This window comes from Kribbella sp. NPDC050281 (genome assembly GCF_040655855.1).
Lineage (GTDB): Bacteria > Actinomycetota > Actinomycetes > Propionibacteriales > Kribbellaceae > Kribbella.
Genome location: NZ_JBFAKS010000007.1, coordinates 125,634 through 151,228, shown reverse-complemented (window position 1 = coordinate 151,228; position 25,595 = coordinate 125,634). Strand labels below are relative to the sequence as shown.

At 68.4% G+C, this 25,595-nt stretch carries 21 protein-coding genes; 11 read left to right on the top strand and 10 right to left on the bottom strand.

Annotation, left to right across the window (positions count from 1 at the left end; all coding sequences use genetic code 11):
- The first annotated feature begins 176 nt into the window (after positions 1-176).
- The gene (locus tag AB0I34_RS10275) at positions 177-1,391 is read left to right on the top strand and encodes a DUF2786 domain-containing protein (RefSeq protein ID WP_360442596.1); all 1,215 of its coding nucleotides are present in this window, start codon (positions 177-179) and stop codon (positions 1,389-1,391) included.
- Between the two features lie 101 nt (positions 1,392-1,492).
- On the opposite strand, the gene AB0I34_RS10270 is transcribed toward AB0I34_RS10275, so the two are convergent.
- Positions 1,493-2,089 (bottom strand): helix-turn-helix domain-containing protein, encoded by a 597-nt coding sequence (locus AB0I34_RS10270; protein WP_360442593.1) that lies wholly within the window; start codon positions 2,087-2,089, stop codon positions 1,493-1,495.
- Positions 2,090-2,225: 136 nt separating this feature from the next.
- On the opposite strand from AB0I34_RS10270, the gene AB0I34_RS10265 reads away from it, so the two are divergent.
- Complete coding sequence (locus tag AB0I34_RS10265) at positions 2,226-3,713, top strand: MFS transporter (RefSeq protein WP_360442590.1); 1,488 nt, start codon at positions 2,226-2,228, stop codon at positions 3,711-3,713.
- Here AB0I34_RS10265 and AB0I34_RS10260 read toward each other — a convergent pair whose 3' ends face one another.
- The 4 genes from AB0I34_RS10260 to AB0I34_RS10245 all read right to left on the bottom strand — a co-directional run bounded on the left by AB0I34_RS10260 (position 3,714) and on the right by AB0I34_RS10245 (position 9,815).
- Complete coding sequence (locus tag AB0I34_RS10260; RefSeq protein WP_360442587.1) at positions 3,714-4,691, bottom strand: GNAT family N-acetyltransferase; 978 nt, start codon at positions 4,689-4,691, stop codon at positions 3,714-3,716.
- 40 nt (positions 4,692-4,731) lie between these two features.
- Entirely contained in the window at positions 4,732-5,760 is a 1,029-nt protein-coding gene (locus AB0I34_RS10255) for an alpha/beta hydrolase-fold protein (protein ID WP_360442584.1), read from the bottom strand.
- Positions 5,761-5,778: 18 nt separating this feature from the next.
- A complete protein-coding gene (argS, locus tag AB0I34_RS10250; protein WP_360442581.1) occupies positions 5,779-7,473 on the bottom strand; it encodes an arginine--tRNA ligase in 1,695 nt (564 codons plus the stop codon).
- Between the two features lie 119 nt (positions 7,474-7,592).
- Positions 7,593-9,815, bottom strand: coding sequence for a CDP-glycerol glycerophosphotransferase family protein (locus AB0I34_RS10245; protein WP_360442579.1), 2,223 nt, complete (start codon positions 9,813-9,815; stop codon positions 7,593-7,595).
- A gap of 24 nt (positions 9,816-9,839) precedes the next feature.
- Between AB0I34_RS10245 and AB0I34_RS10240 the strand changes: the two genes are divergently transcribed.
- Positions 9,840-10,619, top strand: coding sequence for a cell filamentation protein Fic (locus AB0I34_RS10240; RefSeq protein WP_360442576.1), 780 nt, complete (start codon positions 9,840-9,842; stop codon positions 10,617-10,619).
- A 259-nt stretch (positions 10,620-10,878) separates the two neighbouring features.
- Here AB0I34_RS10240 and AB0I34_RS10235 read toward each other — a convergent pair whose 3' ends face one another.
- The gene (locus tag AB0I34_RS10235; RefSeq protein ID WP_360442810.1) at positions 10,879-11,727 is read right to left on the bottom strand and encodes an HAD family hydrolase; all 849 of its coding nucleotides are present in this window, start codon (positions 11,725-11,727) and stop codon (positions 10,879-10,881) included.
- A gap of 422 nt (positions 11,728-12,149) precedes the next feature.
- Between AB0I34_RS10235 and AB0I34_RS10230 the strand changes: the two genes are divergently transcribed.
- Both AB0I34_RS10230 and AB0I34_RS10225 read left to right on the top strand, forming a co-directional pair.
- Complete coding sequence (locus tag AB0I34_RS10230; protein ID WP_360442573.1) at positions 12,150-13,838, top strand: glycoside hydrolase family 18 protein; 1,689 nt, start codon at positions 12,150-12,152, stop codon at positions 13,836-13,838.
- 9 nt (positions 13,839-13,847) lie between these two features.
- Complete coding sequence (locus AB0I34_RS10225; protein ID WP_360442570.1) at positions 13,848-14,765, top strand: helix-turn-helix domain-containing protein; 918 nt, start codon at positions 13,848-13,850, stop codon at positions 14,763-14,765.
- On the opposite strand, the gene AB0I34_RS10220 is transcribed toward AB0I34_RS10225, so the two are convergent.
- Complete coding sequence (locus AB0I34_RS10220; RefSeq protein ID WP_360442567.1) at positions 14,762-15,217, bottom strand: YbaK/EbsC family protein; 456 nt, start codon at positions 15,215-15,217, stop codon at positions 14,762-14,764. The two genes, AB0I34_RS10225 and AB0I34_RS10220, sit on opposite strands and share 4 nt — an antisense overlap.
- Before the next feature lie 4 nt (positions 15,218-15,221).
- Positions 15,222-16,448, bottom strand: a complete 1,227-nt coding sequence (locus AB0I34_RS10215; RefSeq protein WP_360442564.1) for an MFS transporter — start codon at positions 16,446-16,448, stop codon at positions 15,222-15,224.
- 71 nt (positions 16,449-16,519) lie between these two features.
- Here AB0I34_RS10215 and AB0I34_RS10210 point away from each other — a divergent pair, with 71 nt between their 5' ends.
- Positions 16,520-17,407 carry a LysR family transcriptional regulator gene (locus AB0I34_RS10210; RefSeq protein WP_360442561.1) on the top strand — a complete coding sequence of 296 codons (888 nt, stop codon included), beginning with the start codon at positions 16,520-16,522 and terminating at the stop codon, positions 17,405-17,407.
- 72 nt (positions 17,408-17,479) lie between these two features.
- Positions 17,480-18,235, top strand: a complete 756-nt coding sequence (locus AB0I34_RS10205) for a hypothetical protein (RefSeq protein ID WP_360442558.1) — start codon at positions 17,480-17,482, stop codon at positions 18,233-18,235.
- Positions 18,236-18,280: 45 nt separating this feature from the next.
- Here AB0I34_RS10205 and AB0I34_RS10200 read toward each other — a convergent pair whose 3' ends face one another.
- On the bottom strand, positions 18,281-19,822 hold the full coding sequence (locus AB0I34_RS10200) for a cellulose binding domain-containing protein (protein ID WP_360442555.1): 1,542 nt from the start codon (positions 19,820-19,822) through the stop codon (positions 18,281-18,283).
- 28 nt (positions 19,823-19,850) lie between these two features.
- Positions 19,851-21,575 carry a glycosyl hydrolase family 18 protein gene (locus AB0I34_RS10195; protein ID WP_360442552.1) on the bottom strand — a complete coding sequence of 575 codons (1,725 nt, stop codon included), beginning with the start codon at positions 21,573-21,575 and terminating at the stop codon, positions 19,851-19,853.
- Positions 21,576-21,778: 203 nt separating this feature from the next.
- Here AB0I34_RS10195 and ssd point away from each other — a divergent pair, with 203 nt between their 5' ends.
- The 4 genes from ssd to AB0I34_RS10175 are packed head-to-tail and all read left to right on the top strand — an operon-like array spanning position 21,779 to position 25,569.
- Positions 21,779-22,858: a septum site-determining protein Ssd gene (gene ssd / locus AB0I34_RS10190; protein WP_360442549.1), complete on the top strand. Its 1,080-nt coding sequence runs from the start codon at positions 21,779-21,781 to the stop codon at positions 22,856-22,858.
- Entirely contained in the window at positions 22,855-24,012 is a 1,158-nt protein-coding gene (locus AB0I34_RS10185) for a TadA family conjugal transfer-associated ATPase (RefSeq protein ID WP_360442546.1), read from the top strand. Before ssd ends, AB0I34_RS10185 begins: the two co-directional genes overlap by 4 nt.
- A gap of 43 nt (positions 24,013-24,055) precedes the next feature.
- Entirely contained in the window at positions 24,056-24,841 is a 786-nt protein-coding gene (locus tag AB0I34_RS10180) for a type II secretion system F family protein (RefSeq protein ID WP_360442543.1), read from the top strand.
- Positions 24,838-25,569 (top strand): type II secretion system F family protein, encoded by a 732-nt coding sequence (locus AB0I34_RS10175; protein ID WP_360442540.1) that lies wholly within the window; start codon positions 24,838-24,840, stop codon positions 25,567-25,569. The genes AB0I34_RS10180 and AB0I34_RS10175 overlap by 4 nt, the downstream gene beginning before the upstream one ends.
- Positions 25,570-25,595: the final 26 nt, after the last annotated feature.

Genomic DNA, 25,595 nt, shown 5'->3' with positions numbered 1-25,595 from the left:
CGTTTCCTCCCCGATGTGGTGCTGCCAGGCCAGGTGCCTGATCCCCCTGCGACAGCGTCCTTTTGGGCAGATCCCTCGTACGCTGTCTTCAGCCAGGCTTCAGAAACGCCGGGTTTTCCACAAGGGATCGCGGTCCCGTTTGGGCGGGAACTTCGCCGGGTGTCAGACTCGACCGCGTGAGTGACGACGAGATCCTGCGATTGTTGCCGATCGCCGCCAACGTCGTTGCCCTGCGCGACGATCGCGCCGATGCCGAGCTGGCCCGCCTCGGTGCGTACGACGAACGCGACCAGGCGCAGGTCGATCGTTGCCTGCAGGGGTTTCTGACCGGCCTGCTCCGGACGACGTGGGAGCGCGGCTGGTCACCGGCCGATGTCGTCCAGCACGGCCGACGGCGGCTGGATGCGGGCGTCGAGCCGCTGCTCCTGGCCGCGATCTCCGCCGAACACCAGGCCTACAAGCCCGCCACGATCGATCCGGGCTGGCTCGACCAGCTCACGGACCTCGGTGTCTCGCCACCGTTCACCGGCCTCGACCTGACCGCCTGGGCCGCCGAGGCCCGCGTCGGCCGCTACCTCACGCTCCACCACGCCCTGTCCCTCGCAGGCTTCCTCCAGACCCTCCCGATCCTCGCCCGCCTCTACCCCCTGCCCGGTACGCCGGTACGCCGCGGCGAACATCACGTCGTACCGGTGAACGGGAAGGTGCTGGCGCGGATCCGGGGTCTGCTCGCGAAGGCGGAGGCGACGGAGTTCCCGGACGAGGCGGAGGCGTTGTCCGGCAAGGCGCAGGAGCTGATGGCGAAGTTCTCGCTCGACAGTGCCCTGGTGGAGGCGGATCCGGCGGTGGAGATCCCGGACGACTCGGCCGGCCGGCGACTGTGGGTCGACACGCCGTACGTGTCGGCCAAGGCGCAGCTGGTCGGTGCCGTCGCGTCCGCGAACCGCTGCCGCACGGTGGTGATCGACGAGCTGGCCGTGGTCACCATCGTCGGTGCCGACCTGGATCTGCAGTTGACCGAGATCCTCAGCACTTCCCTGCTGGTACAGGCGAATCGGGCTATGCTTGCCGCAGGCAAACACTTCGGCCGGCGCGGTGAATCGCGGACCCGGTCGTTCCGGCAATCGTTCCTGATGGCCTACGCACAGCGGATCGGGGAACGGTTGCAGGCGGCCGCGGCGGCGACCCAGGCCGCCGTACCGGAAGCCGACGCTGGGCGGCTGTTGCCTGTGCTGACGAAGCGAGAGGAACAGGTGGACGCGCTGTTCAGCAAGCTGTTCCCGAACACGACCACTCGGCGGACCCGGATCACCAACGGCGCCGGCTGGGAGGCGGGTCTGACCGCGGCCGACCAGGCCCAGCTCGAGGCCCGCCGGCAGGTACGGCGGTGAGGGCAGACGAAATCACGATCCCCGGTCCCGCACACGGTCTACAACTTCCTGGTGAACGAGTGCTGGTCGCCGCGACGCGGGCATTCCGACGCTGGCCGAGGTCAGGACGCTGGCTGAGGCCGGGAGTCAGCCGGCCTGAGGCCGCACAGCACGATGTCGAGCAGCCGCTGAGCCTGCTCGGGCTCCATGTCGCGGCTCATGTTGATCCCGCCGACCAGACGCATGATGTCCGTCAGGTCGAGTTCAGGCCGCACCTCGCCGGATGCCTTCGCCTTGTCCAGCAGCAGCTGACCGGCCTCCCTGACGTTGACCTTGCAGGTCTGGAAGAACTCCGAGTCCTTGCCCAGGGCAACCGTGAGCTCGCCGGCCAGAGACTTCTTGGAGATGGCGTAGCCGACGAAGCTGCGTAGCCAGGCGGCCAGCGCCTCGAACGGCTCGAGTTCCTCGGCGAAGCCGTACGCCCGGTCGCAGACCGACTGGATCTCGTCCACGTAGACCGCCTCGAGCAGCGCGGTCCGGTTCGGGAACCGGCGGTAGAGCGTGCCGATGCCGACGCCGGCCCGGCGGGCGATCTCCTCCAGCGAGGTGTCGGCGCCGTTCTCGGTGAACGCCTCGCGGGCGGCCGTGACGAGCAGGTCGTAGTTCCGGGCTGCGTCCGCGCGGGTCGGCCGCATGGACGGCAGCTGTGGCGTGCCCATCGGACCTCCTCACGGTCGGCAGCGATCGAAGTTCCCGAAGAATATCGCTTGCAAAGCGGAGGGTGCCTCCGTATCGTATCCGGAGGAGCGCTCCGCTTTCTGTCTCAACTGTAGCCCCTCCGGGGTAAGGAGCAATATGTCGGCAACAGCCGCGGCGCCGTCCGGCGCCACCACAGGCACGCCCGCGCGGCGGCCGGGGGTCGTTCTCGCGGTCATCCTGATCACCCAGTTGATGGTGATCCTCGACGGCACCGTGGTGAACATCGCGATGCCCAAGATCCAGCACGCGCTCGACTTCAGTCCGTCCAGCCTGTCCTGGGTGCAGAACGCCTACGCGCTCGCGTTCGGCGGTCTGCTCCTGCTCGGTGCCCGGGCCGGCGACCTGCTCGGTCGCCGCCGGGTGTTCGTCACCGGCATCAGTGTCTTCACGCTCGCCTCGCTGCTCGGCGGTCTCGCGCCGAATGCGGAACTACTGCTCGCCGCCCGCGTCCTGCAGGGCATCGGCGGTGCCATTGCCGCACCAGCCGCGCTGACTCTGCTCATGCTCACCTATCGCGAAGGTCCCGAGCGGCTGAAGGCGCTCGGGTACTACAGCCTGGTGTCCTCCGGCGGCGGCAGCGTCGGTCTGGTCCTCGGCGGGATGCTGACCGACTGGGCGTCCTGGCGCTGGGGTCTGTTCATCAATGTGCCGATCGGCATCGGCCTGGTCATCGCGGCGCGGCGGGTGCTGACCGAGACCGCGCCGGAGACCGGCCGGTTCGATGTGGCCGGCGCGCTCACCTCGACGCTCGGCATCACCTCGCTCGTGTTCGGCTTCATCCGGGTCGCCGACGTCGGCTGGACGTCGGCCGAGGTCCTGGGTGCGTTCGCGGTCGGCGTGGTGCTCCTGGTCACGTTCGTCCTGGTCGAGCGCCGGGTCAGCCACCCGATCGTTCCGCTGCGTCTGTTCCGGTCGGCCAACCGGTCGGCGTCGTACGTGACCATGCTGCTGGTGGTCGGGACGATGTTCGGGATGTTCTTCTTCCTGACGCAGTACCTGCAGGGTGTGCTCGCGCTCAGCCCGCTGGCAGCCGGTCTCGCCTTCCTGCCGCTGACCGGTCTGCTGTTCACGGCGTCCCGAGTGGTGCCGCGATTGGTCGCCAGGATCGACGGCGGCAAGCTGATGCTGACGGGGTCCACGCTGGTCGCGCTGGGCACGGTGTGGCTGACGCAACTGGACGCGAACAGCACCTACCTCGCCGACGTGGTCGGTCCGATGCTGCTGTTCGGCATGGGCGCCGGGATGATCTTCATCCCGCTGGTCAGCCGGGCCATCTCGGGCGTCGCGCCGGAGGACTCGGGCGCCGCGTCCGGCATGCTGAACGTGGTTCAGCAGGTCGGCGGCGCGCTCGGCCTGGGCATCCTGGTCACGATCTTCGGTACGGCGAGCCGCAACTCCACCTCGACCATCCCGCGCGAGGTGCTGACCGACGGTGTGCACGCGGCCTTCATCGGATCCCTGGTGTACGCCGTCCTGAGCCTGACCATGATCGTGGTCAGTGTCCGTCCCTGGAAATGGTTCCGGCGCCGGCCGGAGCCGATCGAGGCGACTCCGGAGCCGGTCGTCGTGGACTCACACGTGTGATCAGAGCGGCAGGCGGTAAGTGATCCACTTGCTGTGAATCGCGAAACCGAGGCCTTCGTACAGGCCGAGCGCTCCGGTGGGGTTGTCGGCGTCGACGCCGAGACCCGCCCGCTGGAAGCCGGCCTGTACGGCCTCGGTCAGCACCTTCGCCAGCGCGGCCCGGGCCAGCCCGCGGCCACGGTAGGCCCGCAGGGTCCCGACCTGGCCGATGTACAGCTCCCTGATCCCGGTGGCCTCGGTGTCGGCGACCCACTCGTAGCCGAGCACGTACGTCGCGATCGTGTCACCGTCCAGGACGACGTACGACTGTCCTCGGCGGAAGGCGCGGGAGCCGGTGACCCAGTTCTTCCAGCTCTCCGGGTCCCGCGGGGTCGAACCCCAGTGGTCCCGGAAGGCCTCGTTGTGGGTCACCCGCAAGTCCTCGTCCATCGCCGGGTCGAACTGCGCGAGCCGCAATCCATCGGCGAGCGTGGCCTCGGGCACCGCGGCATCCAGCGGGCGCTTCATGTCGAAGAAGTAGCGGCACTCCTCGAAGCCGAAGGTCCGCAGCAGCCGGTCGGCGCCGACGTTCGTGCTGATCGTCGCGGTGTTGATCTCACCTGTCGTATCCGGGTGCTTCTCGGCGTGGACCTCGCCCGCGCGCTGGATCAGCCACCGCTGCAGTGCCGTACCGAGTCCTTGCCGGCGCCACTGCGGATGGACGGTGCCCTCTGTCCGGATCCGGGCGACGTCCACCACCGAGCTCGGGGCGTACACCTTGCCGTACCCGATCATCCGCCCGCCGGCCCACAGGCCGACGGTGTCGCGCGAGGTGTCCAGCTGCGCGTCCTCCAGCTCCTCGATCAGGTCGTCGGCGTCGTAGTTCTCGCCCTCCTGATCGACCTTCTCCCGCGCGGCGAGCAGCTCGGCCCACGCTTCCGCGTCGCCCTTGTCGATCGGGCGCGCGTCGATCCCCTCCGGCCAGGTCATAGTCCCCATGGCCCGAAGGTACGGGGTGGCTCCGGCCGGAGCACGCGAATTACTGCAGTTGCTCGCAGAGCCACCGCACCGCGAGCGGGTAGCGGTACTCGATGCCGCCGTGGGTCCCTTCGAACAGCTCGAAGTGAACACGCTCCTCGGGTACGCCGGCCTGCTGCACCTCCCGGTGGAATGCGGTGGCACCGAAATCGAGGTAGAACTCGTCCTGCTTACCCGCATCGATCCAGACCGCTCGCAGTGAGCGCAGCGCGTCGGCGTACTGCGGTTGGCGAGCCATCTCGACCGGGTCGTGGGACAGCCAGCGCTCCCAGACCTCCGGGATGATCCTGCCCAGGTCGTCGTACGGCAGCAGCACAGTGCCGTCGGGCTCAGCCGAGTACGCCGAGGAGTAGCCGTACATCTCGAGCATGTGCAGGTCCTCGTTCGAGGTCCGGCCGGCGCGGCTCGCGAACGACTCGAAGAACTTCTCGTAGCTGCCGTCGTACTTGTCGCGCAGCGTCCGGGCCCGGGCGGGAAACTCCGGCGTGTAGCAGACGCCGAAGGCCGCGTCCCCGGCGTGCGTCGCCAGGGCCCCGAACACGTCCGGCCGCAGCATCGGCGTCACCATCGCGGTGTAGCCGCCGCTCGACTTGCCGGTGATCGCGCGGTGGTCGCGGTCGGCGATGGTCCGGTACTTCGCGTCGACCCAGGGCACGATCTCCTCGCACAGGTACGAGTGGTACTGCCCGGTGCCGGGGGAGTCGAGGCACTGGCTGCCGCCGTACCGCGTCCAGCTGTCCACGAACACGACGATCGCCGGCGGTACGTCGCCCGGCGCGAACAGCGCGTCGAGCAACTCCGGGAACGGCTGCCGGAACGGCGTCCGGTTGAACCACATGCCGATGTGCCCGGTGTACCCCATCGTCACGTAGATCGCCGGGTAGCGCCGGTCCGAGTCGTCGTACCCCGGCGGCAGGTAGACGAGCACCGGCCGCTCGTGCGGATCACCCAGTGGGTTCCCCCGCAGCAAGGCGCTGTCGTACGTCGTCTGCTCGAACCGGCCGGCGAGATCCGCGGACCACGGCAACATGGGCAACCTCCGGGAGAGTCACATCGCATCTGGGGCCGTGATACCGAGCAGGCCGAGTCCATCCTGCAACACTTTCCGGGTCGCTGCGCAGAGTGCGATCCTGCTGGCTCTGGTCGCGCCCTCACTGGTCAGCACCGGGCACAGCTCGTAGAACGCGGACAGTGCGGCGGCGACCTCGTAGAGATAGGTGCAGAGGCGATGTGGTTGGAGGGTCTCCGCGACCTGGGCGACCGTGCCGGCGAAACCGGTCAGCAGCAGTGCGAGTCTCACCTCGGCCGGGTCCTTGAGGTCGGTCACCTCGCCGTCGGATCCGCCGGCCTTGGCGAGCAGCCGGGTCAGCCGGGCATGTGCGTACTGGAGGTACGGCCCCGTGTTGCCGGTCATCGCGACCATCCGGTCGAGGTCGAACACGTAGTCGTTGCCCCGGTCGCTGGACAGGTCGGCGTACTTGACCGCACCGATGCCGACCGCGCGTGCGGTCGTCTGCCGGTCGACTCCGTCGCGACCCTCCAGCAGCGAATCGGCCCGCGCGACCGCCTCGTTGAGCAAGACGGTCAGCTTCACCGTGCCGCCTGCCCTTGTTTTGAAGGGCTTTCCGTTCGGTCCGAGGACGGTTCCGAAGCTGACGTGCTCGGCTGTTGTTGTCGGCGGCAACCAGCCGGCCGTCCTGGCGAGGGTGAAGATCTGGTCGAAGTGCAAGGACTGCCGGTGGTCGACGACGTACACGATCCGGCTGGCGTGCAGCGTGCTCACCCGGTGCCGGACTGCGGCGAGATCGGTCGCGCTGTAGCCGAAGCCGCCGTCGGACTTCCGCACGATCACCGGCAGCGGCTGACCGTCCCTGCCGAGGAACCCGGGCAGGAACGCGCACAACGCACCCTCGGACTCGGTCAGCAGACCGGCCGCGGACAGCTCGTCCACGATCGGCTGCAGATCGTCGTTGTAGGCGCTCTCGCCGACCACGTCGTCCTGGGTCAGGGCAGATCCGAGCAGCGCGTACACCTGCTGGAAGTCGTCCAGCGACACGTCGACCATCCGCCGCCAGATCGCCCTGGTCCCCGGATCGCCGGATTGCAGTGCCACGACCCGCAGCCGGGACCGGTCCGCGAAGATGCCGTCGGCATCGAAGTGCTTCCGGCTCCGCTCGTACAGCAGCTGCAATCCCTGGAGATCAAGGGTTTCCGGGTCCAGCTCCTCGTCCTCGAGCTGCTCGATCATCATCCCGTACTGCGTGCCCCAGTCGCCGACGTGATTCTGCCGGATCACCTCGTAGCCGACGTACCGCAGGACGTTGCAGAGCGCGTCACCGATCACCGTCGACCGCAGGTGGCCGACGTGCATCTGCTTCGCGACGTTGGGCTGCGAGTAGTCGACGACGACCCGCTCGCCGCGCGGCCCGAACGTCAGCGGCTCGTTGACCGCCGCGGCCAACGTCTCGGCCCGCAAGGTCAGGTTGACGAAGCCGGGTCCGGCGATCTGCGGCGGCTCGCACAGGTCGGCGACCTGTAGCTCGGCGACCAGGCGTGTGGCGATCTCCCGCGGCGGCCGGCCGAGGGCGTTCGCCAGCCGAAGCGCGAGGTTGGTCTGGTAGTGGCCGAACTCGGGCCTGGTCGCCGACCGCAGTTCGGGATCGAGTTCGCCGTACGACGGACCGAAGGCGGCCGCGGCGGCAGCGGACAGTCTGGTGGCCAGGACAGGCAGAACAGCGGACATGAAGGGTCCTTCAAAGGGAGACGCACTGGAACAGGGGTTGAGGTGTTCAGACAGCGCGTCGTCGTCGCAGGCTGAAGCGGGGGCGCAGAGCGCTCACGGACTTCAGGCTGATCGACATGTCAGCCATTATGCATGACGTGCGGCGAGGCCGCCGGCGAGCGGTCGTGCAGCGGCACGATCGCCGGTACATCGGTCTCGCCGAGGAACACCCGGCGTACGACTCGCTCCGCCGCCCGGCCGTCGTCGTACTCGCAGAACTTCTCCCGGAACAGCTGCCGGTGCTTGGACGCCTCGGCCGCCGCGAACGCACCGGTCTGCAGGATCGTCAGCAGTTCCTCCGGTGACCGTGCGACCAGGCCAGGTGGGAACTCGGTGATGTCGAAGTAGGTGCCGCGCCGGCGGTTGTAGAAACGCTGATCCTCGGCCAGCAGGACGACCGGGCGGTCCAGGTTCGCGTAGTCGAAGGTGATGGAGGAGTAGTCCGAGACGAGGACGTCGGCGGCCAGCATCAGGTCCTCGACCCGCGGGTGCCGGGACGCGTCGACCACCGTGCCGGAGTGGACCTCCGGCGTCGTCGACAACGAGTAGTGCGTCCGCACCAGCACCCGGCCGTGCTCGCCGACCGCTCCGGCCAACCGGTCCAGGTCGAGGTGGACGCCGGTGCCGCCCAGGTCGACCAGCCCGGTCGGAGTCCGGATCGAGTCGACGCCGTCGCGGAACGTCGGCGCGTAGAGCACCACCAGGTGCGAGTCGTCGAAGCCGAACGACGCCCGGATCGCGCGGACCTCGTCGACGCTCGTGGTGAGCAGACGGTCGTTCCGCGGGTAGCCGTGCTCGAGCTCCTCGAAGTACGCCGGGTAGGTCCGCTCCCAGATCTCCGACGAGTACCGGTTCGAGGACAGGTTGAAGTCCCAGCGGTCGACCTGGCGCATCAGCTCGTCGAGGTCGAGGTCCTTCGCCGCCTGCGGGAAGTGCCGCAGGTCGGTGCCCATCGTCTTCAGCGGCGTACCGTGCTGGGTCTGCAGGTGGATCTGCCCGTCCCGCTTCTCCAGCTCCTTCGGCCAGTTCATGTTGCTGATGAAGTACGTTGCCCGGTCCAGCAGCTTGTTGTACGCCGGTGAGCCCGCGACGACGTACTCGACACCCTCCGGGACGGCGCCCACGTGGTCGGAGTCGACGACCCAGACACCGCGCAGCTGCGGCGCCAACTCGGCCGCCTTCTCGTAGATCGCCCGCGGGTTGCAGGCGTACTGCTTGAACCAGTAGGCGGTGTAGGCGGCCAGGTTCGGGTCCAGCTTGGCCCGGTGCAGCAGCTTGCCGACGGTCTTGCGCGGGCTCGGGACCTGCAGCACCTTCGCGCTCAGCTTGAGCGTGGAGTACGTCGCGTAGTCGTCATGGATCAGCAGCCAGCGTTTGAAGCCTCGCCCAGTGCGGTCGGAGGTGTACCCCTCGGGCTTCCACCGCTTCGCGAAGGCATGCGCGGCGTGGAAGAAGTCGGCCCGGTCGTCCGGATCGATCCGCTCCGGCTTGGCCAGTACGGCGAGGACGTGGTCCAGCGACCGGTCGAAGGCGAACCGCCGCCAGCCGGCCAGCTCCGGGTCGGACTGGATGAACGCGTGCACCCGGTCGTACTGGCGGAAGATGTCCCACTGCCTGCGTCCGCCGGTGGCGTGGATGTTGCCGCCGGTCCGGTGCTGCCGGTAGTGCACGACGACCCGGTCCAGGGTGGCGATCCGCTCGGCGGTCAGCATCGTCGAGTAGGTCCACGGCGCGTCCTCGTAGAAGCCGTCGGTGAACGCGAACCCGTGCCGGCTGAGGAAGTCGCGCCGGCAGGCCTTGTTCCAGACCACCTCGAGGAAGGTGAGGAAGATCGGCCGCTCGGCCGCGGTGAACACCCCGGCGCCCTCCCGGGCGAACGCGTCGTGCCGCCGGTTGCCGACCACCCGGCCGTCCCAGAAGATCCGCTCGTAGTCGAACAGCACGATGTCCGGCCGGTTGGTGTCATCGATCCGGCCGGCGATCGCCTCGAGCGAGCCGGGCAGGTACAGGTCGTCAGCGTCCAGGAACAGAACGTACTCGCCGCGGCACTCCTTCAGCCCGGCGTTCCGGGCCAGACCCAAACCGACGTTCTCGTCCAGGTGCAGCGCCCGCACCCGCGGGTCGGCGGCGGCGTACTCCGCCAGGATCCGGCCGGAGCCGTCCCGATCGGCGTCGTCCACCCCGATGATCTCGAAGTCGGTGAACGACTGGCCCAGCACCGAGTCCAGGCACGGTCGCAGCCACGCCCGGGAGGCATGGCAGGGGACCACGATGCTGAACTTGGGGACGGTGCCGAGCGCCATGCCACGTCATCCTAGGGTGCAGGTATGAGTGTTGATGTGTTCGAGCCGCTGGCTGGTCTGGAAGGCGTCGGGTCGGCGGCCCGGGCGGCCCGGGACGCGGTCGACGTGCTGCTGCGGGACCGCGGTCTGCGCAAGGTCGGCTCGGACATGACCGCCGAGGCCCTGCTGCGTGGCGCCCACGCGTCCGCCGCGCTGGCCGGCAGCCCGGCGACACTCGACGAGGTACGGCGTGGCGCCGCCGACGGACTGGCCACCGGGGCGGTGCGGATGACCGGTGAGCTGATGGCGCTCGCGCCGCGGGTGGACGCCGCGCCGGTGCAGGTCTGGACCAGACTGCACCAGTTGGCGGCCGCGGACCTCGGACCGGCCGAGCAGCTGGGCCATCTGCGAACCACCCGCGAGCCACTGCCCGACGACATCCCGGGCCTGCCGCCGGCGCCGCCCGCGGACGAGATGTGGGAGCGGCTGAGCGCTCTCGCCCAGAACCTGACCCGCCCGACCAAGGCGCCCGGCCTGGTCGTCGCGGGCATCGTGCATGCGGAACTGGCCGTCCTGCGCCCGTTCCCCACCGCGAACGGACTCGTCGCCCGGGCCGCCGAACGGTGCCTGTTGGTTGCCCGGGGCATCGACCCGGTCGGGGTCACGGTGCCGGAGCTTGGTCACTACGAGTTGGCCGGATCGTATGGATCGGGCCTCGGTGACTACGCAGCGCGAGGATTGACCGGGGTTCGTGACTGGTTATTGCGGACCTGCGAAGTCCTGACACTCGGTGCCGAACGGTCCCCGCTGGTCCGGTCCCGGTAACGTGCGAACGGCGCTCTCAGATGAGAACGCCGTCGCTGGCACGCCATCCTGGTTACCATGCGTGCACCTGTTTGCCGCCACAGGACTAGGCCTGGGTCGCGCTGCCCGGTTGGGATGGGCTGGTCGCCGCGTGGGTGCCTGGCTGCCGTGCAATCTCTACCGGACCCGAAGGTCCTTTGTGCTTCCTTTGTACTCCTGAAAACCCTTCCTGTGAAGGGGAAGCCCGGTCTTCATGCAGTTGAGAACACTGAAGGAACCTTCAGCTTTCCGGACCGCCGCCCGGGCCGTCCGAGGCCGGCCGGGACCGCCGGCGGGAGGCCAGCAGGAACGCCCCGGCCGCCAGTCCGGCGACCAGGCCGGCCGCCATCGCGGGACGTCGTACCTCACGCAAACGTGACCGTTCGGCCAGACCGACGGGCACCTTGAAGTCGAGGACCGGCCAGTCACGCTCGGCAGCGAGCCGCCGCAGCGCCTTGTCCGGGTTGACCGCGTGCGGGTGACCGACCGTGGCCAGCATCGGTTCGTCGGTGATGGAATCCGAATAGGCGAAGGATTTCTCGAGGTCGTAGCCCTCGGTCACGGCCAGCGCCTGGATCGCGGTCGCCTTGTTCGGGCCGTAGGCGTACTCCGCGATCTCGCCGGTGTACTTGCCATCGGCAACTACCATCCGGGTGGCGATCACCTTGTCCGCGCCGAGCATCGCGCCGATCGGCTCGACCACCTCGATACCCGACGACGACACGATCACCACGTCCCGGCCGGCCGCGTGATGGGCCTCGATCAGCTCCACCGCCTCGTCGTGGATCATCGGCGTGACGATGTGGTGGAGGGTGTCGGCGACGATCGCCTGCACCGTCCGGACGTCCCACCCGATGCACATCGCGGAGATGTATTCCCGCATCCGCTCCATCTGGTCGTGGTCCGCGCCGCCGAGCAGATAGACGAACTGAGCGTAGGCGCTGCGCAGGACAGTCCGCCGGTTGATCAGCCCGCCGGCATAGAAGGGCCGCGAGAACGCGAGCGTGCTCGAACGGGCGATTATGGTCTTGTCCAGATCGAAGAAGGCGGCGGACCGGGTGGTCCCGAGGGGCTCCATGAGGTCGAGCATAGGCATCGGAGAGAAACGCCGAGGGGCCCGGGCTTTTGCGTCGGCCGGTCTCCCGTTAGACTATTGATCAGTGTGACAGTGACACTGGCTTGGGAGGCCTGATCGGCACTCCTGGGCGCTCGGTCCACACGTGCTCGGTCGCAACCGAATCGAGATGTGTGAGATCCGATCTTGGGGGGTACATACCCCCTGACAGTGGCAGACTGTCGCCTCCTGATCGGCCCCCGGCTCCTCCCCCCGAGCCCGTGGCCGAAGACGGCCCCCGGTCACCCCCCCGCCGGGGGCCGTCGCCTTTCTACCGGCGGATTTTCGCAACGGTTCTGTCAAGAATCTGTACATTCCTCACTTTCTGGCAGCGTGAGAGCGTGTTCACTTTATGCAGGGTCTTGACAATGTAGTTACGCAGTCACAGTTTGTAAGTCATGAACCCGCCTGCACACCGCCCCCAGGCCGCGATCATTCCCGTCCTGCTCACGCTGCTTCTCGCCCTCGCGGGCCTGGTCCTGGTCCCCTCGACCGGGACGGCCGCCACCAACCTCGTCACCAACGGATCCTTCGAAACCGGCACCACCTCCGGGTGGTCCTGCCCGGCCGGCACGGTCTCCGGCTCGGCCCGCACCGGTAGCTACGCGCTCGAGGCCACCCCGAGCGGATCCGACATCGCCCGTTGCTCCCAGTCGATACCGGTACAGCCCAATACGGCGTACACCTTGTCCGCCTGGGTGAAGGGATCGAACGTCTATCTGGGCGTCGACGGTGGACCCAGCACCTGGACCACGAGCAGTACGTGGAGCCAGCTGACCGTTCCCTTCACCACCGGCGCCTCAGCTACGTCCGTGACGATCTATCTGCATGGCTGGTACGGCCTCCCGGCGTACCAGGCGGATGACGTCGTACTGGACGGTCCCGGTGGGACCGCGGACACCACGCCACCGTCGACTCCCGGTGGACTCACGGTCGGCAGCCCGACCTCGAGTTCGTTGCAGCTCAACTGGTCCGCCGCGTCGGACGCGAACGGCATCGACCACTACGACGTGGTGCGCGGAACGTCGGCCGCACAGAACGTCGGCGGCGTGACCAACTGGACCGCGACCGGTCTGAGCCCGAGTACGACGTACAGCTTCAAGGTGCAGGCGTGTGACCCGAGCGGCAACTGCTCGCCGTACGGCGCCACCGTCTCCGGTACGACGTCCAGCGGTCCGACGAACCCACCGGCCGGCAGTCTGCCGAAGCACATCCTCACCGGGTACTGGCAGAACTTCAACAACGGTGCGACGGTGCAGCGCATCTCCGACGTGCCGGCGGCGTACGACCTGATCGCGGTGGCGTTCGCCGACGCGGACGCCTCCCGGCCGGGTGCCATCACCTTCAACCTGGACTCTGCCGGGCTCGGTGGCTACACCGTCGCTCAGTTCAAGGCGGACATCGCCGCGAAGAAGGCTGCCGGGAAGAAGGTCATCCTGTCCGTCGGTGGCCAGAACGGCACCATCTCGGTCGGCGACTCCACTGCCGCGAACAACTTCGCCGCCAGTGCGCTCGCCGTACTGCAGGAGTACGGGTTCGACGGGATCGACATCGACCTGGAGAACGGCGTCAACGCGCAGTACCTGGGCCAAGCGCTACGGAGCCTGCAAGGTCAGTTCGGCAGCGGTCTGGTCATCGCGATGGCACCGCAGACGATCGACATGCAGAGTACGTCGTTCGAGTACTTCAAGCTCGCGCTGGCGATCAAGGACATCCTGACCGTGGTCAACGTGCAGTACTACAACTCCGGCTCGATGAACGGCTGCGACGGTCAGGTGTACTCGCAGGGCACGGTCGACTTCATCACCGCGCAGGCCTGCATCATGCTGCAGGGCGGGCTGCGGCCCGACCAGGTCGGCCTCGGCCTACCGGCGTCGTCCCGTGCGGCCGGCAGTGGGTATGTCTCGCCGACGATCGTCAACAACGCGCTGGACTGCCTGACCAAGGGCACCAACTGCGGCAACTTCAAGCCCAGCACCACGTGGCCGGCGCTGCGTGGCGCGATGACCTGGTCGACCAACTGGGACGCGCTGAACGGCAACGCGTTCGCCAACCAGGTCGGATCCCACGTCCATTCACTGCCCTGACGCGCGGACATGCACAGCTACCGACCCGCTCCGGTGCTGGAGGCGCTCGGTGTCTGCTCGGAGGACGAGCAGCTCTACCGGGCGCTTCTGGCCCGGCCGGAGTGCACAACCATCGATCTGTCCCACGACACCGGCTGGGCTGCCACGCGCGTCGGCCGGCATCTGCGGTCCCTGCTGTCACTCGGCCTGGCCTCCCGCACGCCGGGGCGTCCTGCGCGCTACGTCCCGGCCGTGCCGGAGGCCGCGGTCGAGTTGCTGGCGCTCCGGAAGCAGGCCGCGATCGTCGAGGCCCGCGTGGGTGCCTCGGTGCTGACCGCGGAGTTCCGGGCGCGGCATGACGCGTTCACGGTGGTCCGCGGGGCGGAGGCGATCGCTCAGCGGTTCTACCAGGCGCAGCAGTGCGCGCAGGACGAAGTACTGGTGCTGGATCGGCCGCCGTACGCGGTGGTTCCGATCGAGCCACGGCGGGCGCATGGTGTGTCGTACCGGACGATCTACGACATGGCGTCGCTGTCGGAGCCGACTGATCTCGTGGCTGCCCGCTCTGCGGGTTGCCGGATCTTGCGCGACGTACCGCTGAAGCTGGTCGTGGTGGACCGCCGTACTGGGCTGCTGCCGACGAGTCCCGATGTGGTGGTCGAGCTCGGGCCTTCGAGTCTGCTGGACGGGCTGCTGCGGTTGTTCGAGCTGCTGTGGAAGCAGGCGAGTCCCTTGGCTCCCTCTCCCGCGGAGGGTCCGCTCAGCTTCGAGGATCAGCAGTTGCTGTCGCTGGCAGCGGCCGGACTGACAGACCAGGCCATCGCCCGGCGGCTCGGTGTGGCGCAGCGGACGGTGGAACGCCGCATGCAGCGGATCCTCAAGTCGCTGGACGCCACTACCCGTTTCCAGGCCGGCCTCCGGGCGGGCCAGCGTGGACTACTTGTCTAGGGCATGTCTGTCACATCGGCGACGGTGGCGTTGAGGACCTTGGCCAGGTCCTCGGCGTTCACCGTCATCCCCACGCCGTGGTCGCCGCCGCCGATGGAGATGGTGCCGGTGATCCGCTCGTCGGCGATCACCGGCCAGGCGTGAGTGCTGCCGAGCGGGGTGATGGTGCCGCGGACGTAGCCGGTCACGTCGAACGCGGTGTCCTTGTCCGGCATCGAGATGCGGTTGACGCCGAGCAGCGCCCGGAGCTTTGGCCAGGCGATCTCCCGGTCGCCGGGGACCAGCACGAACCGGTAGTCGTCGTCGGCCAGCCGCACCACGATCGTCTTGATCAGCCGGGCCGGCTCGATGCCACGTGCGGCCGCGGCCTCCTCCAGCGAGTTGACTCGTCCGTGCCGGGTCACCTCGTAGCTGAGGCCTAGCTGATCGGCTGCATCGGTCGCTTTGGTCACCTGGCTAGTTTGGCACCTTGCTCGGAACGCCCTTGAGGACGATCGACAGCACCAGTGCCACCAGGAACAGTGCCCCGGCCTCCAGCGCGACTCCACTCCAGCCCGCGCTGCTCCACGCCGTACCGGCCAGACCGCCGAAGACGGACGAGCCCAGGTAGAAGGAGAAGAGGTACAGGCTGGCTGCCTGTCCGGTGCCGCCGCCACCGGCGTGTGCCCGGACTGCGACCCATCCACCGGCGACACCGTGGATCGCGAAGAAGCCCGCGGTCATCACTGCGAGCCCCAGGATGATGAGCGGGAGCGGCGCGGCCAGAGTGATCGCGACTCCGGCCAGCGTGATCAAGCAACCGACCGGTACGACGACACGACGCCCGTACCGGTCTGCCAGCGATCCTGCCGTCGCCGACCCGACCGAACCGAGCAGATAGACGCAGAAGACCAGTCCGGCCATCCCCGAGCTCAGCAGGTACGGCGCTTCGGACAGCCGGAAGACGGCACCGTTGTAGACGGCGACGAACGCGCCCACCGCGGTAGCCGCGATCCCGTAGAGGGCCAGCAGCGCCGGATCACGCAGTACTCGACCGGTCTGCTGCAGGAGCTGTCGTGGACTGGCCGGGCTTGGGTGGAAGTTCTGTGATGACGGCAGCAGGAGCCAGACCAGCGCAGCACACAGGACGCCGACCAGGGCGATGCCGGCGGTCGCGACCCGCCAGCCGCCGAGGTCGTCGAGGCCTCCCGCGATCAGGCGGCCGGTCATCCCGCCGACCGCCGTACCCGCGATGTAGAGGCCGCTGGCGCGCGCGTGACTGGAGGAGTGCACTTCTTCTCTGAGGTAGGCCATCGCGACGGCGGGCAGCCCGGCCATTGCGACGCCCTGCAGGCCGCGGAGGGCGAGCAGGGTGTGCCAGGTCGGTGCGACTGCGGTGAGTACGGCGAAGCCGGACGTGGCTGCGACCGACCAGCGCATCAGAGTGGTACGCCCGACCACCTCGGAGGCCGGGCCTGCGATGAGCAGAGCGATCCCGAGTCCGAGAGTGGCGAGGGACACGGTGAAGGCGCTCTGGCTGGGGGAGACGTGGAACGCGTCGACCAGTTCGGGCAGCAGCGGCTGGGTGCTGTAGAGCAGTGCGAACGTCGCCAGGCCGGCTGCGAAGAGTGCGATCGAGAGTTTGCGGTACTCGCGGTCTCCGGGGCGGTAGCCGGGTTCGGTCAGGTGCGGGGCGACGTGCATGTCTTCGACGGTCGCACAGCTTGTGCCATACGTAAAATGTCGATCTCGACAGCTACCGATACGCTTTTGGTATGAACATCGAAGACCTGCGGTGGTTCGCCGTACTCGCGGAGACCGAGCATCTGACCGAGGCGGCCGCGGCACTGGACACCAGCCAGCCGAATCTGTCCCGGTCGTTGCGGCGCGTCGAGAGTGCGTTCGGGGTCCAGCTCTTCGAGCGCGAGCATCGCGGCGTACGGCTGAACCCGTACGGACGGCTCGTCCTCGAGGCAGCCCAGGCCGGCACGGCGGCGGTCGACTCGGCCCGGCGGCGGATCGACGCACTGATCGATCCCGAGTCGGGGATGGTCCGCCTCGGGTTCCTGCACTCGGTCGCGACCAGCCTGGTGCCGGACCTGCTGAAGGCGTTCCGCGAGGTGGCGCCGAGCGTCCGGTTCGCGCTGCGGCAGGAGCCGTCCCACGACATCGTCCAGGACCTCGTCAGCGGTGAGGCCGAGATCGGCATCATCGCGCCACGGCCAGATCCGGAGGTGTTCGGCTGGCACCTGATGGAGCAGCAGCGGCTGTGCCTGCAGGTCCCGCCCGGGCACCCGTTCGCGTCGCGGCGCCGGGTGGAGCTGGCGGCGGCGGCCGACGAGCCGTTCATCGGACTGCGACCGGGGTTCGGCTTCCGCAGGATCAGCGAGGAGCTGTGCCGGGCGGCCGGGTTCACGCCGCAGCTGGCCTTCGAGGCGACCGACCTGGCCACCATCGACGGTCTGGTCGGTGCCGGCCTCGGAGTGGCCGTCCTGCCGGCCGGTGCGGTCCGTGGCAGCGACAGTGGGGCCGTGTCGGTGCCACTGGCCGGTGTTCAGGCCCGGCGGGAGATCGGTATGGCGTGGCGGCTGCGGACACAGCTCACACCCGCCGCCGAGCGGTTCCGTACGTTCGTCCGTTCCCGGCCCGCGACGTCCACCTGACTTTCGTAGCGTCCGTCCCATTTCTGCGGTGTCGACTTGCAGAGAGAGGGCTTTCCACCGCACAGTTTCTCCGTGAGGAAGCGTCTCAGTTCGTTCAGGCCGAGCCGGCGGCTGCTGTTCGCGGCAGGTACGGCGGCCGCGGCGTCGACTGTCGCATCGGCCGCGACGGCGACTGCCACGAGCGCCGAGGCCAGCGCGGCCGGCGTCTACGGCTCAGGAGTGCTGGGCACCTGGGAGCGGCAGGCGTACGCGATCTCCACCGAAGCGCAGATCCGTCGGGCGCAGGAAACCGACGGCGTCTTCATGTTCGGCGACAGCATCGCCCTCCAGGACGCTCGGTCGCTCGCGAAGCAACTGACACTGGTTGGCATCAACATCGCCGCCAACAACTGGGCCGGCCGTCCGGTCACTCCGGCCGTCGATGCGCTGAACACCTGGGCCCAGGACTACGGCCTTCCGCACCGCATCCTGATGTCGGTCGGCTCCAACGACATCTTCACGCCGCCCGCGGTGGCCGCGCAGATCGAGCGGACGATGCAGATCGTCGGCGAGGACCGCACGGTCTTCTGGGTGAACATCCAGGCGGCCCGCACGCTGTACGGTCCGGCCATCCAGGTCGCCGACCAGCGCAACAGCGCGTGGATCAACCTGCAGCTGGCCGAGGCACAGCGCAGGCACGACAACCTCCGCATCATTCAGTGGGCCGAGCATCTGGCCGCGAAGCCCGAGCGCCTGCAGCTGTACCTGCGTGACGGCCTGCACCCCTCGGTCCCGCGCGGCCAGATCGCCCGCAACGCCCTCATCGTCAAGGCGCTCAAGTCCGGCTGAGCGGCGTACGGGTGACTGCCCCGTACGCCGCCGTACCGCTGCCGGTCAGAAGCCCGCGGTGATCCGGGTGAACTCCCAGTCGGGCTGTGCGATGCCGCTGCAGTTCGAGACCACGCCGCCGCCGGCGCAGCCGCGGTCACGGTTCACCGACCAGAACGCCAGCCGGCCGAGCCCGTTGCTCTTCGCCCAGTTGGTGATGTTCTGCCAGGTCGCCGTGGTGGTCATCTCCTGCTGGTCGGACAGGCCGTTCATGCCGGAGATGCCCTGGTGCGCGTAGGCGTCGGCGGTGCTCCAGCCGAAGGTCGCCTTCAGCTTGTTGTTCAGGCCCTGTGACGCGGCCACCGTGTCGTTGTAGATGTTCGCGCTGCCGAAGTCGAACGGCATCAGCGTGAAGATGTCGATGTTCGCGCCGAGCGCCGCGGACCGCTCGATCAGCCGGTTGCCATAGTAGTTCGGTCCGGTGGTCGAGGTGCCGAAGGTCAGGATCGTCTGGATCCCGGGGTTGTTCTGCTTGACGATCTTCAGCGCGGTCAGGATCCGGTCCTGGACGGCCTCGTTCTCGAACTCGTCGGAGTTCTCGATGTCGATGTCGATCGCCTTCAGGTTGTAGGCGCTGATGACCTGCTGGTACGCGCCGGCCAGTGCCTCCGGGGTGCTGCAGTTCGGGCCGAGCTTGTTGCCGCTCCAGCCGCCGATCGACGGCACGATGTCGCCACCGGCGGCCCGGATCTGCGCGATCGCGTTAGCGTCGGCGCCGCCTTGCAGCGGCCGGTTGCCGTCCCAGGCCGGGTTGCAGCCGCCGGACGAGAGGATGAAGGCCATCGTGAACCACTTGATGCCGGTGGCATTCATCACGGTCGCCGGGTTGGGCGGGTCGCCCCAACCCATGTAGAGGTACGGCGCGGCCCGGCGGGTGCCGGTGTTGCCGCCACCGGTGGAGGTCGTCACGGAGATCGCCGTGCTCTTCGGACCCTCGCCCGCAGTGTTGGAAGCGCTGACCTGATAGCTGTACGTCGTGTTGGCCGCCAGACCGGAGTCCGTGTACGACGTACCGGTCGGGCTGCCGACCTTCGTGCCGTTGCGGTAGACGCTGTAGCTGGTTGCACCGCTGGGCGCCGACCACGTCAGGCTCACCGACGAGGAGGTCGCCGTACCGGAGAGGCCGGTCGGTGCGCCGGGGGCGGTGCCGCCACCGCCGCCACTGCAGGAGCCACCGTTCAGCCTGCAGGCGGCCAGACCGGGGAAGTTGCCCGGGCTGCCGTTGAAGCCGAAGGTGACCGATGCGCCCGGGGCGAGCGGTCCGGCCCAGCTGGGCGGGGTGAAGGTGTGCGTCTGGCCGCTGCTGCTCCTGGTCGCGTCCCACGAGCTCGAGATCGTGTAGCCGGACGGGAAGTCGAGTGCGACCGACCAGGTGCTCAGTGAACTGGTGGTGCCGTTGGTGACGGTCACCTTGCCTTCGAACCCGCTGGCCCAGTCGGACACCTTGGTGAAGGCTGCGGTGACTCCTGCGGCGTTCGCCGCCTGTGCTGTCAGCAGTGCGATGACCACTGCGGTGATGGCTGCTATCGCCAGAGTGATGCGTTTCATGATGCTCCGATCAGTGGGCGGTACGTGATCAGACCCGGCCCCAGAGTGCGGGGACGTTCGGCGGCTCCCAGCCGGTCAGGGAGGTGTGGCCCTGGATGCACTTGTAGGTGACGCCGTTGTAAGTCACCAGCGCACCGGTCGCGTACGTCGTGTTCGGCGCCCACGGGGTTGCCGTGGGAGGCGTCGTCGGCGGCGTGGTGGGAGGCGTGGTCGGCGGTGTGGTGGGAGGTGTCGTCGGTGGGGTTGTGGGCGGCGTTGTGGGCGGTGTGGTGGGCGGGCCGCTGCAGCCGGGGGTGTCGGCGTTGACCGCGTTGATCACGTTGTTGAAGAGCGTGACGTTCGGGTCGAGTGCCTCGAGGGAGTACATCATCGCGCCGGCCAGGCCGTTGCAGTGCTGATAGTCCGCCTTGGCCTGGATCGACTGGGCGTTGTCGCCGGTCCAGAAGGTCCCGTTGCGGTAGAACCACGACGACTTGGTGGCGTCGTCGAAGTACGTGGCCGAGGGGTCGTCGACGAAGCCGGTGAGCTCCTTGTAGAACGAGACGCCCGGCACGTTGCCGCTCAGCGCGTGTCCGTCGGCCGGTGCGGTAGCGCTCTGGTACTTGCCGTTGGCTGTGCTCGGAACACCCTTCCATCCCCTGTAGTAGAAGGGATATCCGATCGTCAGCTTGTTCGCCGGGAACCCGCCGGGGATGCCGTACGCCGGGTCGCCGGTGGTCCACGCCTTCACGGCACCGTCCACGGAGTACTTGCTCGAGCCCGGTGGGATCGGGTTGCTCGGGTCGTCCGGCGCCTGGTAGAGCGGGTCCTGGAAGTTCGTCGGCCCGGTGGCCTCCCAGCCGCCGTGCATGTCGTACGACATCACGTTGTTGTAGTCGAGGTACTGCCCGATCTTTTTCGTCTCGATCGTGGCGATCTTGTCCTGCCCGGCCGGGGTGGCGGCGGTCAGGTAGTAGCGCTTGCCGGTCTGGTTGCCGTAGGCAGTGAGCTGCGCGCGCAGCTCGGCCAGCAGCAGGGTGAAGTTCTGCTTGTCCGCGGCACTGAAGTGGTTACCGACGTGGCCGTTCGGTGAGCCCGGGTACTCCCAGTCGATGTCGATGCCGTCGAAGATGCCGGCCGCCGTACCGGGACCGCCGAACCCGTCTACCACCGGCAGGTCGCCCTTGAGGAACATGTTCACGCAGGAGCTGACGAACGCCTTGCGCTTGGCGTCGGTGGAAGCCGCATCGGAGAAGTACTTCGAGTACGTCCAGCCGCCGATGGAGATCAGGATCTTCAGGTTGGGGAACTGCGTCTTGAGCTTCTTCAGTTGGTTGAAGTTGCCCTGGATCGGCTGGTTCCAGACGTCGCCGACGCCGTCGACGCTGATGTCCGCGCCGTACGACTTGCCGTAGTCGGCGAACGCGTCCCCGGCACCATCGCCGGCGTTCGGGTTGTTCTCGTCCTGCGAGGCCGCCTTGTTGGCCATGAAGCAGGTGTGGTCGGTCGGGTGGACGTTGGCGAACGCGTAGTTCAGGAAGTCCAGCTTGCCGGCGACGCCGGTGGTCACCAGGTTCTTCGGGTAGAACGCGTTGGCATAGATACCCCACTGGGTGAAGTACGCCGTCTTCACGCCGCCGCTGGTAGCTGCGGAGGCGAGCGGCGCGGCTGCGGCGCGGGGTGCTTCAGCGCTCGCCAGGGAGACGCCGGCGACAGCGATCAGGGCAATGGCGGCGACAGTGGCCGTGGCGGCGAGCAAGCGCAATCGACTCATGGGCTGGTCCTCCGGAGCTGGGGCGGAAGCGGTCCGGTGAAATTTAGTTAAAGACGCTTCGAAAGGAACGGTAACCGGTCGCGACGCGTTGGTCGCTGCCTCGCCGTGGCGGATTCCCGCTGCTGGCGGGAAGCCGACAAGCCTTTGTCCACAGGGATCCGGTTGGTTGTCCGGAGCGGGTCCGGGAACGGCATGTTCTAGGCATGGACACAACTGCGATTCCCACATCGGTGCTCATGGCAACTACCAACGAGGTGCTGCTCGACGACCTGCTCCGGCTAGCGGCGGCCGCGTCGATCACGCCGCTGGTCGAGCACGAGCTGCACGGGCTGCGGCGCAGCTGGCACTCCTGCCCGCTGGTCGTCGTCGGTCGGGACCTGGCCGAGTTGCTGGCTACCAGGCAGCCGGATCATCGACCAGGTGTTGTTGTCGTGGGTTCGGTGCTGGACGGCGACGAGCTGTACCGGTGCGCCTTCGACATCGGTGCGGATGCCGTGTTCCGCCTGCCTGCCGAGGAGCCTGCGCTGGCTGGCAAGCTCGCGGACACCCTGGACGGTGGCGTGCGGACGGCGCTCACACTCGCGTTCGTCGGCGGGTGTGGTGGGGCGGGTGCGACAACGCTCGCGTCGGCGGTCGCGGTCTTCGGGAATCGGCGCGGGTTCCGCACCATGTTGATCGACGGCGATCCGCTCGGTGGCGGGATCGAGCTTGCCCTGGGCATCGAGCGTGATGACGGCGACCGCTGGCCGAAGCTACTCAACGCGTCGGGCCGGATCAGTGCGGCTGCCCTGCGTTCTGCGTTGCCAACGGTCGACGGTCTGGCGGTGCTGTCCTGGGACCAATCCGATGTCACGGTGCTGCCGCCGGAGACGATGAGTTCGGTGTTGGGTGCCGCGCAGCGCAGCAGCGATCTGGTCGTTGTCGATCTGCCGCGACGTGCGGATCCGGCAGTTGAGGAGGGCTTCATCCGTGCCGCCGCCACGTTGCTGGTCGTGCCCCGCGATGTCCGGTCCGTGGCGGCGGCCAAGCGCCTGGTGGGTCCGCTTCGGGCCGTGGCCGGTGACCTTCGCGTCGTCACCCGCGAATCACGAGTGAACGGTCTCGCTGCCACTGACGTCGCCTCGCACTTGTCTTTGCCATTGGCAACGAATCTCGGGAGGGAGCGCGATCTCGCGGCTGCCATGGACCAGGGCCGCTTCGATCCTCGGCCCCGGGGTCCGCTGGCCCGCGCGGCCACCGCGCTCCTCGACCTCTTCGGCCTCCTCGAAGCGGCCGCCGCATGAACGTGTCCCGAGAGGTTCTCGACCGGGTCCGTGGCAGCCTGGCGATCTCGGGTGCCGAGCCGACTCCCTCCCAAGTGGCGGCCGCGCTTCGCGCGGATGGCAGGGTCTGCGGCGATTCGATGGTCCTCGCCGTCGTCGAGGCACTCCGCCGCGACGCGTTGGGAGCCGGTCCGCTCGACACTCTGCTGTCGGAGCCGGGCATCACCGACATCCTGGTGAACGGCCCTGACGAGGTGTACATCGATCGCGGTTCCGGCCTCGAGCGCGTTCTGGTGCAAACCGGCGACGAGCCCGCAGTCCGCCGCCTCGCGACCCGCCTGGCGGCTGCCGCAGGACGCCGACTCGACGACGCCACGCCGTACGTCGACGTACGCCTCGCCGACGGCACTCGCTTCCACGCTGTGCTCTCGCCGGTTGCAGCTCCAGGCACGTGCCTCTCGCTCCGCGTCCCGGCCCGCCACGTCTTCACCCTCGATGACCTGGTCACCGCGCGCGCCCTACCCTCAGCCGGTACGGCGATCCTGCGCGATCTGCTCGAAGCTCGGGTGGCGTTCCTCATCAGCGGCGGCACCGGGACAGGGAAGACGACGCTGCTCAATTCCCTGTTGTCGTTGGTGAATCCGTCGGAGCGATTGGTGCTGGTCGAGGACGCGAGCGAACTGCGCCCGGATCATCCACATGTCGTGCGCTTGGAGGTTCGTCCACCGAACGTCGAGGGCAGTGGCGAGATCTCACTGCGCGACCTGGTGCGGCAAGCTCTGCGGATGCGACCCGACCGCTTGGTCGTCGGAGAGGTCCGAGGCTCCGAAGTGGTGGATCTGCTCACTGCCTTGAACACTGGCCACGAAGGCGGATGCGGCACGATCCACGCCAACTCCGCGTCCGACGTTCCCGCGCGTCTGGAAGCGCTCGGTGCCTTGGCCGGTCTGACCCGGGACGCCGTACACAGCCAGGTCGCGTCGGCCCTGCACGCCGTCATCCACCTGACCCGAGGAACGGACGGGGTACGCCGCATCGCCGAGATCCGAACCTTCGATCGCCTTCCCAACGGCCACGTCGTCACCCGCCCAGCCGTCGAGTTCCTCCCCACCGGCACCATCAACGTCCTCCCACCAGCCCACCACTTCACCAACCTGCTCGCCGGCGCAGCATGAACCCGACGACGCGTTGCCCCACCACGGTCCCCGTGGGTGCAGCATGAACCCCGCCTTCATCGCAGGTGCCCTGGCGTTCGTCGGGGTGGTGCTGGTTCTGCCGATCCGGGGCCGCGGCCTGCATCGCCTGACCGCACGAATCCCCAGCCGTTCCGATTCCCTCACCCGCCGCTGGTTGGCCGGTCCCATCGCCGTCACGATCGCCCTCGTCCTCGGAGCGCAGATCCTCGTATCGGTGATCGCCATCGGCGTAGTCGCCGCACTCGTCGTCGTACAACGCGCACAGCACAAACATCGGGTCGCCACGGCTACCCGGCGTGCGCAGATCATCGAGGCACTCGACGTACTGGCCGCCGAACTGACCGCGGGCCGCCCACCCATCGACGCGCTCGAGGGTGCAACAACCATCAGCCCCGACTTCCAGGTCGCCCACGCCGCAGCCCGACTAGGCGGCGATGTCCCCGGCGCACTCGAGCTAGCCGCCGAAGCTCCAGGCGCCGGAGGCCTTCGCGCGCTAGCCGCCGCCTGGCGCGTGGCCGAGGAATCCGGCGCGGCATTCGCCTCACTCACCGAGCGACTCTCGGACTCGCTCCGCGCCGACGAGACGATCCACCGGCAAACCGCGGCCAGCCTCGCCGGCGCACATTCGACCGCTCGCATCCTGGCTGCACTTCCTGTGTTCGGAATCGCCTTGGGCTACTCACTCGGCGCGAGACCCCTGATCTTCCTCACCGCCACACCCGCCGGCTGGGTCTGCCTAGCCGGAGGCCTAGCCCTCACCACCCTCGGCCTCAACTGGACCAGCCGCCTAGCAAAGGTCCCAACATGACGACCGCTCTGTCCTCGGGGCCAGCGGTAGCTGCGGTTGCCAGCGCCCTCGCGGCCTACCTCCTCGTCCCACCCCGCTCGAATCTTCGCCGGCTGACCCCGCGCTCCCGACGTACCCGCGGCCCAACCCCACGCACTCACCGGCTTGCTGCCATCGTCGCCGCGATCGGCGCCATCGTCTTGATCGGCTTCCCCTGGGGCGTGCTACTTGCAGCGCTCGCGTACTACGGCGTACCTCGGGCCTTGTCCCGCCTAGAACCAGCCGAATCCAAACAACGAGCAGCGCAGATCGGCCGTGACCTACCACTAGCCGTGGACCTACTAGCCGCCTGCCTCCGCGCCGGCCGCCCACCTCAACAGGCGCTCGGTGTCGTCGCCACCGCCGTCCGCGGCCCGCTCGCCGAGCTCTTCACCAAGGTGGCCCACCACCTGGCGCTGGGCGCAGACCCAGCCGATGCCTGGGCGCATCTACGCACCGAGCCAGCCTGCGCCCCCGTCGCCCGAGCCATCGACCGCTCGATCCGCTCCGGCGCACCCCTGTCGAAGACTCTCGAGCATCTGGCCGACGACACTCGTCAGTCCCATCAGCACGCCGCGGACCAACGAGCCCGTGCCGCCGAGTCGCGCTCCGCTCTGCCGCTCGGACTCTGTTTCCTGCCGGCCTTCATCCTGCTGTCGATCGTCCCCACGATCGCCGACGCGTTGATCCCCTACCTGCTCCAGCCCTAAGCGTCATCCACAGCCTGAAACTCCTG

Bases quoted from the DNA above. Each gene is read 5' to 3' on its own strand.
- AB0I34_RS10265 (WP_360442590.1), top strand. From the start codon at position 2,226: ATGTCGGCAACAGCCGCGGCGCCGTCCGGCGCCACCACAGGCACGCCC.
- AB0I34_RS10215 (WP_360442564.1), bottom strand. From the start codon at position 16,448: ATGCACGTCGCCCCGCACCTGACCGAACCCGGCTACCGCCCCGGAGAC.
- argS (WP_360442581.1), bottom strand. From the start codon at position 7,473: ATGTCCGCTGTTCTGCCTGTCCTGGCCACCAGACTGTCCGCTGCCGCC.
- ssd (WP_360442549.1), top strand. From the start codon at position 21,779: ATGGACACAACTGCGATTCCCACATCGGTGCTCATGGCAACTACCAAC.
- AB0I34_RS10210 (WP_360442561.1), top strand. From the start codon at position 16,520: ATGAACATCGAAGACCTGCGGTGGTTCGCCGTACTCGCGGAGACCGAG.
- AB0I34_RS10180 (WP_360442543.1), top strand. From the start codon at position 24,056: ATGAACCCCGCCTTCATCGCAGGTGCCCTGGCGTTCGTCGGGGTGGTG.
- AB0I34_RS10270 (WP_360442593.1), bottom strand. From the start codon at position 2,089: ATGGGCACGCCACAGCTGCCGTCCATGCGGCCGACCCGCGCGGACGCA.
- AB0I34_RS10245 (WP_360442579.1), bottom strand. From the start codon at position 9,815: ATGGCGCTCGGCACCGTCCCCAAGTTCAGCATCGTGGTCCCCTGCCAT.
- AB0I34_RS10235 (WP_360442810.1), bottom strand. From the start codon at position 11,727: ATGCTCGACCTCATGGAGCCCCTCGGGACCACCCGGTCCGCCGCCTTC.
- AB0I34_RS10225 (WP_360442570.1), top strand. From the start codon at position 13,848: ATGCACAGCTACCGACCCGCTCCGGTGCTGGAGGCGCTCGGTGTCTGC.
- AB0I34_RS10230 (WP_360442573.1), top strand. From the start codon at position 12,150: ATGAACCCGCCTGCACACCGCCCCCAGGCCGCGATCATTCCCGTCCTG.
- AB0I34_RS10255 (WP_360442584.1), bottom strand. From the start codon at position 5,760: ATGTTGCCGTGGTCCGCGGATCTCGCCGGCCGGTTCGAGCAGACGACG.
- AB0I34_RS10195 (WP_360442552.1), bottom strand. From the start codon at position 21,575: ATGAGTCGATTGCGCTTGCTCGCCGCCACGGCCACTGTCGCCGCCATT.
- AB0I34_RS10240 (WP_360442576.1), top strand. From the start codon at position 9,840: ATGAGTGTTGATGTGTTCGAGCCGCTGGCTGGTCTGGAAGGCGTCGGG.
- AB0I34_RS10200 (WP_360442555.1), bottom strand. From the start codon at position 19,822: ATGAAACGCATCACTCTGGCGATAGCAGCCATCACCGCAGTGGTCATC.
- AB0I34_RS10260 (WP_360442587.1), bottom strand. From the start codon at position 4,691: ATGGGGACTATGACCTGGCCGGAGGGGATCGACGCGCGCCCGATCGAC.
- AB0I34_RS10185 (WP_360442546.1), top strand. From the start codon at position 22,855: ATGAACGTGTCCCGAGAGGTTCTCGACCGGGTCCGTGGCAGCCTGGCG.
- AB0I34_RS10175 (WP_360442540.1), top strand. From the start codon at position 24,838: ATGACGACCGCTCTGTCCTCGGGGCCAGCGGTAGCTGCGGTTGCCAGC.